Source organism: Novipirellula sp., assembly GCF_041583735.1.
Lineage (GTDB): Bacteria > Planctomycetota > Planctomycetia > Pirellulales > Pirellulaceae > Novipirellula.
On the sequence record NZ_JBFHFD010000219.1, the window covers coordinates 1 to 12,852 of the forward strand.

Sequence of the window (12,852 nt, forward strand, 5' to 3'; positions counted from 1 at the left end):
AATGGCGTTTCGAATTCCCAACGGCGGCCGCGTGTTTTCAGGTGCAGGCGGGCCATCGTTGATCGCTCCAGGGCGAATGACGTTACCATCGATGCTGCGGGATCAAGGCTACCGCACCGCATGCATTGGCAAGTGGCACATTGGGTTAACGTTTTACGATCAGCAGGGGCAACCGATCCATCACGGAAATCTTGAAGCGGTCAAGCGAATTGATTATTCGCGTCCTATCGATGGCGGACCCGTGGATTGTGGGTTCGATCATTTCTATGGTACCGCATGCTGTCCCACGACTGATTGGTTGTACGCTTTTATCGATGGAAAACAAATTCCCAATCCGCCTGTCAAACAGCTCGATCAGTCCACACTACCGAAACACCCTTATGCCAACGATAACCGTCGAGGGATGGTTGCACCGGACTTTGATCTCGAAGAAGTCGACATGGTCTTTCTGAAAAAGAGTCAGGAATTTCTTGACAAGCATGTCGCGGAAACACCCGACAAGCCGTTCTTTTTGCTGCATAGCACACAAGCGGTTCACTTGCCCTCCTTTCCTGGCAACGCGTTCAAAGGCAAAACCGATTCTGGGCCGCACGGCGATTTCATTTTCGAGTTGGACTATGTTGTCGGCGAGTTGATGAAGACGCTCAAGCGTCTGAATCTCGATGACAATACGTTGGTCATTTTTACGAGTGACAATGGTCCCGAAGTCCCCACGGTTTATCACATGCGGCACGATCACGGTCACGACGGAGCACGTCCGTGGCGAGGGGTGAAACGTGATAACTGGGAAGGCGGCCATCGTGTTCCGTTTCTTGTCCGCTGGCCGGGCAAAGTGCCTGCCGGGACAACGTCTTCGGAACTCACTTCGCTTACCGACGTGATGGCGACGATTGCCGAGATTGTCGACACGCCGCTGCCCAACGATGCGGCCGAAGACAGCTTCAGCATGCTGCCGGTGATGTTGGCTGCTGCCCCTCAGGATCCCATTCGTCCGTATCTGTTGCAGCAAGGGTTTGGCGGTCGTAAATACTTGGCGATCCGGCGAGGACGATGGAAGTATTTAGCACACAAGGGATCGGGAGGAAACAACTATGACTCGCATTTCCAGCTCAAAGAGTACCAGTTGCCAGACACCGCTCCCGACGCTCCAGGGCAACTTTTTGATTTGGAAGCCGATCCAGGCGAGACGCGGAATTTATCCGCTTCGCATCCCGAGATTGTCGAAGCATTAAGTTCACTATTGGAGGAATCGCTCGCGAGTGGCCGCAGTGCCCCAAGCCGATAACATTGGGGAATCGCAGGTAACCGCCGAAGCGGAAATGCGTAGAGGGCGTTAGCCTGTTTCGCTTGTCATTTTTCGGAGTCGGCGATCACACGGACGGGGATTGCGACGCGGCGATAGGTGAATTCGCGAATCAGTAAAAACAGGTTCACGACGAAGACCGTGCCACCGGACAGGAAGGAAATGAACGCCACCGCTTCGATGCTGGAGCTGCGGCTAAACGATCGATCAATTGTCCATATCCAATTCGTAAATTCTTGCAGTCCGTATTGTTGTGAGGGGCCGCCTGTCGTGATCGCCATGAAAACCGATGGTGCAATCACACCGAGCGCCAACAGTGCCGCCGTAACGCAACAAGGAATCGCAAATGTATTCCCGATTCGCCATGCGATTGGCAGCACAATTAAGCGGCTGCCGCCAAGGAACATCGTCAAATAACCCATCATCAAAAAAGCAAAGGTGAGCGGTTCGAATGCGTTGTTGATGCCGAACAACACCGCTACCATCCCAAGCGACATCATGCCTGCACAACCTGTGGTGATGGCAAACATGAACCCGGTACCCGGTCCGGGACTAAACCACAACATCATCATCCGTCCAAAAGTGGTTTGTGGCAGCGTGCGTAAAACACGTGGGCTCAGCTCGGAGGATTCGCCCAGCATCAGCGTGCCCATCAATAACCAGTAACCGCCTTGGATCATGATCCCAAACTGAAGGACTTCTTCTTCTGAATACCACAGGGCGAGCGTCGCGATGCTGGCAATCCAAATCAATTGTTGCGCGAACATGATCCATCGCAAACGTGTCGATCGGTTCTCGGTAATCGGAGCAATCCGTGCTGCGGCGGCACGCACAAACATTACCATGCAAGAAACTGTCACCGCTGAAAACAGCAGCGTGAACACGACGCCCTCGCCGTTCCAGAAAATCTGCTGCCGCATGATGACTTCGAGAACAAAGAGACCACAAAAGAATTCGCAAAACACAATCACGCCGAGCAGGACAAGCAGCGTGAAGATTTGACCCGCGCGATTCTGGACGACGGTGGCCAATAGTAATCCAAATGTGGTCAATAGAATCGAAATGCCGAATACCAACATGATCGTGGTGCCAATCATCACCATGTCGATACCCCGCAGCAGGTAGCAAAACGCAAAGCAGGGAACGAGCGCGGCAAAGTAGACCAGCATTTGCAAGACCGCACTGCCGAGTTTACCCGTCACGATTCGCATCGACGTCAGCTTCGTGATCGCCAACAGTTCGTAGGTGCCTTCGTCAAGTTCGGCGGCCAGCGATCGGTGGGCGGCAAGTGGCACCATCGCAATCATTGGAATGGCAAGCAAAAAGTAGTAGCCGGACATCAACTCGGCCCCCGAGGGGACAAAATAGATATCCGGTGCAAGCGTGACGACCCCGATAATCATCCAGAACCACGACGTGATCAGCAGCAGAAAGAAGGTCACGGCAAATTGCCGACTCTTCAGCGATTGACGTGCTTCTTTGATTAAGATTGGATTTAAATGACGCGAGACCTGCTCGCTGAGTTTGTCGATCCATCCCCACCACCCCGGACGGTCCGTGTCGCGTAGCAGAGGATGTTCCTCGTCGGGTTCTGACATGATAGGGTCGCGGTGAAGTTCAAGTGGCATTTTTACTGATGCAGAATCACTCATTGCACATGCCCCTTGGTGACTTGCAAGAAAACGTCCTCGAGTGAGTGGTCGCACGGTGAGTACTCAAGCACATCGACGCGAGCGTCACAAAGGAGCCGCAGTATCTCGATTTGCGGTGCGTCACCATCGTCGATCGAAAATCGAATGATCGAATCGATCACCTTCACATCTTTGGTTTGCGTGTGTTGGGAAATCAGTTCGGCTGCACGTGCCGCGTCTGACGCCACGCGAACCAGAATCTCGCGATGCGGTTGCAACGTGCGGCGGATTTCTCCGACGGTGCCGGTTGCCAACAATCGTCCGCGCTCGATGATCCCCACGCGGTCGCACATCTCGGCAAGTTCGGTCAAGATATGGCTGCTAATCAAGATCGTTTTGCCCTCCGCAGCGAGCGAACGAATGATTTGACGTAGCTCGATTCTCGCTCGCGGGTCCAGCCCCGCGGCGGGTTCGTCAAGCACGAGAACCGGAGGATCGTGAATCAGAGCACGTCCCAGACACAATCGTTGACGCATCCCCTTACTCAGCCCTCGCATCGGCTTGGTCGCCAACGGACGCAGACCAGTAAAGTCGATCACCCACCGCAAACGCCGAGTTCGCTCGCGACCGACCAAGCCGTACGAGCGGGCAAAAAAATCGAGGTACTCGATACAGTTCGTGTCGCTATAGGTTCCAAAACCATCGGGCATGAACCCCAATCGGCCACGCACACGATCGGGATCGTTGACGCTAGAGAGGCCTTCGATATACGCTTCGCCTGAGGTCGGCAGTTCCAGCGTCGATAAGATTCGCATGCTGGTCGTTTTGCCCGCCCCGTTGGGACCGATGTAGCCAAACACGCTGCCCTTGGGGACCGCGAACGAAACATTGTCGACGGCATGGGTCGTCCCAAACGTGCGGCACAACGAATTCAGTTCGATCATTGGTCCTGCATACGATGTTGCGTTATAAGTCGTCGCGATCATTGCACCGCTCCCATAATGACATGAACGCTATCTTCGATCTCGACGTCATCGATTCCAAGCGAATCGGCTCTCAATGCGGTCGTTGCGATAAATTGATTGGCCGGAAGCCGGCTAAGCCATCCGTTCAGGGTTTGGTCGATGGAGGAAACTTGCGATCCCGTGCTGCCGCGACTGTAATAAGCGCGGCGAAGTCGGGGAACCAAACTCGCTAACGCCATGGGCGAAACGCCAAGCTCCGCTGCAGCGGAACCACTTTGTAATAAACTCATCGGAACTGATTTTCCAGGGGCGACGGTTTGCGTGGTCCATTGTTGCTGTTGGTTATCGCTGGCGACAACTTGATACAGCGGTCGGTCAGAGTGGTTGGTCACAGTTAAACCGTTGCTGGTTTTTGAAAACGTGACCAGCGGCTTGGCTTTCTGCGGTTCAAGACGGAGGTATTGGACTTGAGATCGTGAGGGCAGGAATTGACCAGTGAATTGCTGGTAATCATCGCCGACTTCGATTTGGCAAGCGGCTGTCCCGCTGCGACCACCGCCGTAATATCGGTTTTCCGCTGGTTTATTCAGTACGGGAAACAGGGCAGTGTCGTCCGCGAATTGCAGTCCGCTACTTTTCCCCATCGCCGAAAAATAGGTCAGCCGGTCGTTGTGGACCAAATAACCCGACTGAGCGTCTTGCCATGTGATTTGTCGGGCTCGCAATCGAGTGCCCAAACCATCTGCGAGAATTGCCGAAATAAACAAACCGGTGGTGACCAGCAGTGCAAGCGCGGGAGCAGAGAAGAGCAGCAAATACAACCGCTGGTTTTTACGGAAAAAACGATAGCTAAGCGGCCCCACCAAGACGATAAAAAGGGTGTTGATCAGAAAAAACAGTTTCACCGGGGGACCGCCGACCGCTTCGATCAACCAGCTCCAGTAGTGATCGTTGCCATAGCGGACATCAATCCCGTTTCGCTCGACCCACTGCAGTTGGTTTTTTCCATGCAGATCGGCGACGGTCTGCCACAACTGAAACGATCCAGGGAATGGGTCGACGTCGTCAATCGAGGTGACCGTGCCTCGACCCAACGAAGTGGTCTTGATCGTCAACGCCAATGATTTGGCAGGAACATCCTGGGCGATCGGATGGTTGGCTTTGACCAGTTTTTCAAAAATGGTTTGGCGTGATGACAGCGTGTTATTGTTCTGTTGCCACTGCCAATTGCTGGACCCTTTGCTGATGCCGGACCACGATTCGTACTCGAGGTCCGTGGTGTCATTGATGTCTTGCAGTTTTAGTCTGCCTTTGACTCTAGCGGGCGACACGACTTGTCCCACAGTGACCGGTGTTAGATTCGCAAACGGCAACGCAAGACCGCCGGCATCATAGATCCACAGGTTCCCGCCGGCCGCAATCCAATCACGCAGGGCGTCAAATCGATCTTGCGGCCCACTGCTGGCCAACATTTCGAGTGTGGGCCCGTGAATCAAAATGACATCGAGTTGTGAATAACCCAACCACGAGGAATGCATCGAATCGGGGGCAATATTGCGGAATTGAACCCATGCCGGTTGGACCTGGGCGACGCGTCGCAGCGATTCGGCGTGGGAAAGTCGCGGCACGTCCGCGGCCTCGTCGATCGGCCCCTCCCCCAGCACTGTGATCAGTGTGCGGATGTCTGGAAACGCAGGCAGCCCCGATGCGGGGAGTTGTTTCTGTGTCGGGTGAATGATGCCAATCGTCGTCTTTTGATCCGCATGACGAACCGTCAATTGATTAACGAATGCGATTTGTTTGCCACCGTCCACGGTCCGTCCGTCGTCTCGGACTTCGATAAAGATCGTTTCCCAGGGGACATAGTAGGGGACATAAACGACAAAACGTGCGAGCGTTGTCTTTTGTTTGACCTGACAGCGAAATCGGTAGCTAAAGTCGACATCGCTTATCGAATTCCCATGGGGCGACAAGGTGACGTCAAAGGTCCGGTCTGTAGCAAAGCTTCCCAGCGGACTGGCGAAGCTCAGGTAGATCGGTTGATAGCCGTTGCCAGCCACTTTTGACATATGAACGGTCATCGAAAAGCCAGCCTTGCGAAAATTTGCAGGCAGCGTTGCCAATGAATGCGCGTTGGGGTCGGACTGGGCATAAAGTTCGCTGCCCGGCATCGCCAACAAGGTGACGTCAAAGGTCCGATCCGTAGCAAAGCTTCCCAGCGGGCTGGCGAAGCTCAGGTAGATCGGTTGATAGCCATTGCCGGCCACTTTTGACATGTGGACGGTCATCGAAAAGCCAGCCTTGCGGGGGTTCGCAGGCAGCGTTGCCAATGAATGCGCATTAGGGTCGGACTGGGCATAAAGTTCGCTGCCCGGCATCGTCATCAAGGTGATAGCGACCAGCAGCGAAAGGCGAGTGAGCGGGTTCACGCGTTATCCTTTGTGGGGATCGACGTTTGAGAGGGGAGCGAAGCGGAGCCAGGGCTGGGCGGTAGCGGCCGGTTCTGGTGAAACGGTTCGAGGATTGCGCCGCTGACTCCGGCTAGAAAATAAGCGATGCAAAACATGACGGCGTAGGCAAAAAAACATGCCATCGCCGTCATCAAAACCACGCTAAGACACTTCGCCCAGAATAGATTGTCCATCGCGCCAGCGCGAAACGCCCACATCATCGCGGCGCAAACGGCTGTTAGTTTTAGCAGGAATTTAAGCGACAGCTGCGGAAACAACCGCTCACGCAGCGGTTCATCTGCAGCACCCGGGATCGATGGATCTTGCGGCGACGGATCTTGAGACATTGTGATGGCTACCGAGAAGAGCAACGGTGACGCGATTGGGATCGAATCCCGCAACGGGACGCAGGAAATCAGTGTAACGTCTGCGAGCCCCCCTGTGGCTGGTTTGGCCGGTGACGTTTTTGGGCACTTTGTACCGATGCCTCAGCAGTTGGCCAGTGTTGCCTGAGCAGTTCACCAGTGATCACGAACTCGGCAGTTCGCTGGTGCCTGAGAACTCTGCCTGTCCCTCGCGTGTGTTGGCAGCCGGTGTGCTACGGACTAGACTTGATTGGCCCGGTCGTTTGCAAAAAGTGTTGCCAGTCGCAACGCCGGGCCTCAGTTCGTTTTTATCCCTCCTTAGACGCAACGCTTGGTTGCGGACGAAGAACCTAGCACCTGAGTTGGCGGAATGATTCCTGTGGTTGCTCTGAGCCGTACGCCAATCGGGGCGAGATATCTGTTTGGGTTTATCCTTCTACTAACGGGCTGTGGCGGGGCAGAGATGAACTCGACGCCACCCCTGGTGGATGAGCCTCAGACGCCGTTACAGGCAATGGATGCGGCAATTCGTTTGGGGCGATGGGAGCAAGCGTGGCAGTGGTCCGACGAGGTCTTGATCGCTCATCAGGGCGATCCCGATGTGCTTGCCAAGGTCGCACGGGTTGCGTTCGAGAACAAGCAAGGTGACGTCGCAGCCCACCTGCTGGTCGATGCAAATCGGGCGGATGATTTCCAAAACCCCGATTTAGTCCAACAGGCGACAATCGCGTTGATTTCGGTCGGACAACTGTTTGAGGCATTGGAGATGTTGGAGGAAGTGGTCGCAAGACATCCTCAGCAACATCAGTCGCGTCGTTTGCTATTCGATTTTTTGATCGTCATTGAAGATCGTGATGCTGCGATCGAGCATGGCCGAGAACTCGTTCGGCAGCGAAAGTTTGACTTTGATCTGCTGCTATTGCTCAGTAATTACGAGAAACGGACTCTCGATACCGTCGCGCTCAATGTGTTGATGCAGCGCAACCCTGCTGACAATCGTCCTTTGATCGGAGAGGCGAGAAAACAATTTGATCTCGGGATGTCATCCCAGGCGGTCGAGACGTTGCGGCCGATCGTGCAGTCGCATCCCCAATTTCTGCCTGCCCAGATACTGCTGGGACGCTCGCTTGTCGATTCGGGGCAATTTGACCAACTTGATAGCTGGTCCGATGAGCTTGCCGGTGATTACGAATCGATGTGGGGATACTGGATGTTGCTTGGCGATTGGGCTCGCTATCAGGGGAAGACGTCCGAGGCGGCTGCCGCCTATTGGCAGGCGACTCAGCGAAATCCAGACGTCGTTCAGATTTGGTCCAAGCTCAGCGCAACGCTCAACTTGTTGCAGATCAGGGATTCTGATTTGACCGATATCTCGTTGCCGGATCTCGAGCGGCGAGCGAGTTTGTTGAGTCGTTTTCGCCAGCAAAAGGATCGCTTTGTTAACTCGGGCAGCCAATCAATCGTCATTATCATCGAGATCGTCGAATCGCTACGGGATCTTGGACGTGTGTGGGAAGCCGAAGCCTGGGCCGCAATGGCGATGACGCTTCCCGATCACAAATCAACTCGCATTGGGACACTGCGAGAATCATTAATTGCCCGATTGAACCGGGATACTCCTTGGCAAACATCGAGCGAACACGCCGAACTGCGGCTTGATTTGTCGGATTTGCCGCTGCCAGCGTTTGGCAGATTGGCGACTGTCAAAGCAACGCCACCGCGACGGATCACTGTGGCATCGGTCCAACCTGACCTGCGGAACGAAGCGACGCAGCGAGGACTAAAATTTTTCGGAAAAACGGCCGACCTTCTCGACCAGCCGGGAATCATGTTCTATGCCACGTTGGGTTGTGGCGGCGGTTCGATCGACTTTGATCTCGATGGCTGGACCGACCTCTATCTCAGCGCTGCCGGTGGCACCCCTCCACAACGAGACTCCGAGGCCAACGCACTGATGCGGAATATTGCTGGAAACTTTGTCGACGCCACAGAAACATCGGGGACCGGGGACACCGGTTTCGGCCAGGGCGTTGCTGTTGGGGATGTGAATGAGGACGGATTTCCCGATTTGTTAGTGTTGAACTACGGCGAAAATCGCCTGCTCGTCAACCAAGGGGATGGAACGTTTGCAGACGTCAGTGAACGAGTTTTGGGAAATCAGGTCTCGCAGTGGTCCTCGAGCGGCGCGATCGCAGATCTAAATGGCGATGGATTGTCGGATTTGATTGTCGTCAACTATTGCGCCGGGTTCACTGCAGTGACCCACGAGTGCTCTAGCGAAGCCACCGGACAATCGCGTGCTTGTTCCCCTCTCGCGTTCGCCGGTGAAGCAGATGTCTTTATGCTCGGGACGCAAAGCGGAAGATTGGTTGACGTGAGCGAGGACTGGGGAATCAAGCCGAGCTTGTTGGGGCGGGGACTCGGGGTCACCGTCGGATCATTGGATGCCGACAACGGAATCGATGCGATGATCGTCAACGATATGAGCAATAATCACTATTGGAGCCGGTCTCCAGGTGAAAAAGTCGAGTTCGAAGAATCTGCTATGTTGCGTGGGTTAGCGTGTGATGACCGCTCGCTTCCACAAGGATCGATGGGGATTGCAACGGAGGACCTTGACGCAGATGGCGACATCGATTTTTACGTGACCAATTTTGAACATGAATACAACACGTATTATGAGCAACGTGAAGCGGGGATCTGGCAAGACAGGACGGCACAGCAACAGCTTGCGACCACGGCATTGCCAATGGTTGGGTTTGGGACCGAAGCCGTTGATTTCGACAATGATGGAGTGTTGGAGTTGGCTGTGACCAATGGGCATGTCGACTTTTTTCCCGAAAGAGATGGTCAACGCTCCGAGTACTACCAACCGATGCAGATTTTTCACCGAACGCCTACTGCGGGCTTTGAACAGTTCACGGATTTTGCGGCGGACGAATACCTTGGCAAGCTGCACGCAGGACGCGCCTTATGGACAATTGATGCCAACCGCGACGGACGCTGTGATCTGGTGGTCACGCATCAGACTGAACCTGTCGCACTGCTCGTCAACCGCACCGCTACCAAGCACCACTGGATTGCCGTTCGGCTTGTCGGCCGTCATTGTGCTCGCGATGCCATTGGTGCGGTCATTACGTTGCGGCAAGGTAATCAATCGTGGCGAAAAGTACTGACTTCAGGTGACGGATATTTATGCAGCAACGAACGGGTGATCCGGTTTGGACTCGCTGACGCTAATGCAGAGGCAGTGGTGACCATTGAATGGCCTGATGGTTCGACGCAGGCAACAAAACCGCTGTCAATCGATAGCGAGTGGCTAGTCGTTCAAGGAGATGCAGCGTTCATGTTGCCATGTCAATAGACTTAGGATTGTTCAAAATATGATCACCTTAAGGACTTGTTGTGGGTAAGCCGGGTGACATAGAGGCTGGGATGGTTGGGGTGTCTAGGTTTGAATTGAGTTTCCTTGCCAATTGTGGGCTCGAACGTGGCTGGAAAATTGACAGCGTGTTCTGTCCCTGTATATTTGCTATGAGGGCGTATTCTGCCACACTATTTAGTTGTCGCAATTTTAATGTGGTATGTTACTTCGCCAACACATCTAGATGCGGATTCAAACCGTTATCTTTCCTTTTAGCATTTTGAGGTATTTTGAGATGAGCAGATCAGGGATTGCGCGACGCGGTTTCACTTTGGTGGAACTGCTAGTCGTCATAGCCATCATTGGGGTGTTGGTGGGATTGCTGCTGCCGGCAGTTCAGGCAGCACGAGAAGCTGCGCGACGAATGAGTTGCAGTAACAACTTCAAGCAGATTGGGCTTGGAATTCACAACTATCACAGTGCGTACGATCAGTTGCCGATTCACGGTAGCGGTACGGCGCCTGCTGCACCGGAATGGTGGTGGAATGGATCCACGACATCAAGTAATCACCGACTCAGCATTTTCGTTGGTTTGACACCTTTCGTTGAACAACAGGCGATGTGGGAGCAGATCAGTAACCCGATGGACGTCGATAAGAACGGCAGCATTGATTACTACGCGATGGGACCAACTCCTGAGAGGATTGCCTACCCGCCATGGGCGACCACGCTTGCTTCGCTCCGCTGTCCAAGCGATCCAGGTGTCGGACTGCCATCCGCAGGCCGTACCAATTACGCAGCCTGTCTCGGCGATTCGATGGTGAATTCGCAGCAGGGTGTTTTGGAGGTTCGAAACAACTCGCCTGTACCGTATCCGAAGACACAAGGACTTGCCGAAGATTCTCGGGCTGCGGATCGTGGTGTATTCGTACCCCGTGCAGCGAGTAAGTTCCGCGATGTTCTTGATGGATTGGCCAATACGATTATGGCGGGCGAAATTGCGACCGACTTGGGTGACCGAGACAATCGCACTATCCTGACGGATAACGGTAACGCAGTGAATAATCAACGTGATAATCCTTCGTACTGTCAAGACAATCCATTAATTGACCCCGAGCGCCCTCGCTTTTGGCTTGCCTCGGCGCCGATCAACGGTTCTACCAATGGGCGAGGTTATCGTTGGGCCGATTTCTTGCCGCATTATTCTGGGTGTCACACGATCCTGCCGCCGAACCGCGAGGTTTGTGGTGTCAACAACACCGGGAATACCGCGATTAGTACGATGTCCAGTCGTCACCAAGGGGGTGTGCATGTGTTAATGGGTGACGGAGCGGTGAAATTCATTACCGATTCGATCGAAGCAGGCAATTCGCGAAATCCAATGGTGCATAGAGGTGGGACTGCTGGCAATCTCAATGTCCCAGGTGCCAAGAGCCCGTACGGCTTGTGGGGTGCTTTGGGTACGCGTGCTGGTAAAGAAGTCCTGGATGGCGATTTCTAAGCTGCTCTAGCTTTCTAAGATTAATGTGAGGCCTCGGATCGACTGGATCCGAGGTCTTTTTTTATGCGCTGTTAATTAGCTTACAGCAGGTCAATTAGCAGAACGCTCTGAATCAACGACGTTGGTGCAAATAGAAATCCTATCTGTCATACGAAGTTGCATGTTACGGCAGTGTCTAGAGGGGCCACTGCGAGTTCGCCGCAGAAAAAAGCCATTCGTTGCATTGCAACGAATGGCCTTAGTCATGTTGATCAGCAGCGTGGAGTCGTTAGCAAAAATCGAAAATCACTTTCCTGGAGCGTTGCCTTTCATCGCATCCTCTTCCGCTTTAATCGCTGCTTCGTAATCTGCGATTGCCTGCGCGTCGGCGTCCTCCGTCACGCTCGTGTTGGTGCCGCCTGATCCACATCCTGGAACGGCAATCATCGTAAATCCCGCAAACAGAATCATTAAACTTAGCAAACGCTTCATTTGTCGTTCCTTATCTTCATGTGAAAATTTTGGTCATTAATTCAACAGTCTGGCTCATTTTAATGGTTTCGTCCTCTCGATCCTAGCACGCACGGAAAAAACAAAATTGCTTGGTTGACTAGTCCCACCTAACTCTTGCATCACAGTTTCAGGATGCTCGTTTGCTGAGTTTGTCGCTGCCAGAAAAACCTTGTAGCTTGCACTGGAGGCCATCCTCGTGTTCGATGTTGACACGTCATTCGGCTCTGGTGGAAGCGTATAGCGTTATTCAGTTCGAGCGACCCGCCGTCAGCCAACGGCAATGGTGTTTTTGATGCTTGTTCGTCATTATGGGCTGCTGGATGTTTAGTCGGGCTAATCGGGCGGAACCCGGATTCGTATTTGGAACACGATTCGACTAATCTATTGAGCGGCACCAATTGTTGGGGCTCAATTGTTATCGGACTCAATCATCTTCACTCCTACATGTTCATCGTCGCAATGTTGTACCGAACCCATTTAGTTGCCGCGGCACTGTTTTTATCGTCGTTAGGAATTCCACCGTATGTCGTTGCTCAGTCGGCAGCGTTTCATGCACAAGGTGAATTCGCGGGCGAAGTGACCGCGACCTCGGTGCTGCTGCAAACGCGGTTGACGAGCGTGCCAGGGCCGACGCTTGACGAAAACGGCGATGTTCCTGGAGCCGAAGGTCACGTTCAGTTTGAGTATTCACAAAATGCTGACTTCGATCCTTCGCAGAAAACAGCATGGTTGACCGCCGACGCGAAGCATGACTTTGTCGTTCGCTGCGCGATTGAATCGT

Annotated in this window: 9 protein-coding genes and 1 pseudogene; 5 read left to right on the forward strand and 5 right to left on the reverse strand. The window is 53.6% G+C overall.

The window, feature by feature from the left end:
* Nucleotides 1–1,285 (forward strand): arylsulfatase (locus ABX962_RS17025; protein WP_372721237.1); only part of this gene is annotated, 1,285 nt, incomplete at its 5' end.
* A 65-nt stretch (nt 1,286–1,350) separates the two neighbouring features.
* Here the strand turns inward: ABX962_RS17025 and ABX962_RS17030 are convergent.
* The 4 genes from ABX962_RS17030 to ABX962_RS17045 are packed head-to-tail and all read right to left on the reverse strand — an operon-like array spanning nt 1,351 to nt 6,696.
* On the reverse strand, nt 1,351–2,901 hold the full coding sequence (locus tag ABX962_RS17030; protein WP_372721238.1) for an ABC transporter permease: 1,551 nt from the start codon (nt 2,899–2,901) through the stop codon (nt 1,351–1,353).
* Nucleotides 2,902–2,951: 50 nt separating this feature from the next.
* The gene (locus ABX962_RS17035) at nt 2,952–3,920 is read right to left on the reverse strand and encodes an ATP-binding cassette domain-containing protein (protein ID WP_372721239.1); all 969 of its coding nucleotides are present in this window, start codon (nt 3,918–3,920) and stop codon (nt 2,952–2,954) included.
* On the reverse strand, nt 3,917–6,328 hold the full coding sequence (locus tag ABX962_RS17040; protein ID WP_372721240.1) for a hypothetical protein: 2,412 nt from the start codon (nt 6,326–6,328) through the stop codon (nt 3,917–3,919). Before ABX962_RS17040 ends, ABX962_RS17035 begins: the two co-directional genes overlap by 4 nt.
* Nucleotides 6,325–6,696, reverse strand: a complete 372-nt coding sequence (locus ABX962_RS17045) for a hypothetical protein (protein WP_372721241.1) — start codon at nt 6,694–6,696, stop codon at nt 6,325–6,327. Before ABX962_RS17045 ends, ABX962_RS17040 begins: the two co-directional genes overlap by 4 nt.
* 4 nt (nt 6,697–6,700) lie before the next feature.
* On the opposite strand from ABX962_RS17045, the gene ABX962_RS17050 reads away from it, so the two are divergent.
* The 3 genes from ABX962_RS17050 (at nt 6,701) to ABX962_RS17060 (ending at nt 11,579) form a co-directional block, all read left to right on the forward strand.
* The gene (locus tag ABX962_RS17050; RefSeq protein ID WP_372721242.1) at nt 6,701–6,862 is read left to right on the forward strand and encodes a hypothetical protein; all 162 of its coding nucleotides are present in this window, start codon (nt 6,701–6,703) and stop codon (nt 6,860–6,862) included.
* 315 nt (nt 6,863–7,177) lie between these two features.
* On the forward strand, nt 7,178–10,078 hold the full coding sequence (locus ABX962_RS17055; RefSeq protein ID WP_372721243.1) for an FG-GAP-like repeat-containing protein: 2,901 nt from the start codon (nt 7,178–7,180) through the stop codon (nt 10,076–10,078).
* Nucleotides 10,079–10,373: 295 nt separating this feature from the next.
* The gene (locus tag ABX962_RS17060; RefSeq protein ID WP_372721244.1) at nt 10,374–11,579 is read left to right on the forward strand and encodes a DUF1559 domain-containing protein; all 1,206 of its coding nucleotides are present in this window, start codon (nt 10,374–10,376) and stop codon (nt 11,577–11,579) included.
* A gap of 285 nt (nt 11,580–11,864) precedes the next feature.
* Here the strand turns inward: ABX962_RS17060 and ABX962_RS17065 are convergent, their stop codons facing one another.
* A complete protein-coding gene (locus ABX962_RS17065; protein WP_372721245.1) occupies nt 11,865–12,050 on the reverse strand; it encodes a hypothetical protein in 186 nt (61 codons plus the stop codon).
* A gap of 405 nt (nt 12,051–12,455) precedes the next feature.
* On the opposite strand from ABX962_RS17065, the pseudogene ABX962_RS17070 reads away from it, so the two are divergent.
* Nucleotides 12,456–12,852: pseudogene (locus ABX962_RS17070) on the forward strand (hypothetical protein); the annotation flags it as partial.

Coding starts and splice junctions, on each gene's coding strand:
- ABX962_RS17035 (WP_372721239.1), bottom strand. CDS start 3,920: ATGATCGCGACGACTTATAACGCAACATCGTATGCAGGACCAATGATC.
- ABX962_RS17030 (WP_372721238.1), bottom strand. CDS start 2,901: ATGTCAGAACCCGACGAGGAACATCCTCTGCTACGCGACACGGACCGT.
- ABX962_RS17055 (WP_372721243.1), top strand. CDS start 7,178: ATGAACTCGACGCCACCCCTGGTGGATGAGCCTCAGACGCCGTTACAG.
- ABX962_RS17060 (WP_372721244.1), top strand. CDS start 10,374: ATGAGCAGATCAGGGATTGCGCGACGCGGTTTCACTTTGGTGGAACTG.
- ABX962_RS17045 (WP_372721241.1), bottom strand. CDS start 6,696: ATGTCTCAAGATCCGTCGCCGCAAGATCCATCGATCCCGGGTGCTGCA.
- ABX962_RS17065 (WP_372721245.1), bottom strand. CDS start 12,050: ATGAAGCGTTTGCTAAGTTTAATGATTCTGTTTGCGGGATTTACGATG.
- ABX962_RS17050 (WP_372721242.1), top strand. CDS start 6,701: ATGGCTACCGAGAAGAGCAACGGTGACGCGATTGGGATCGAATCCCGC.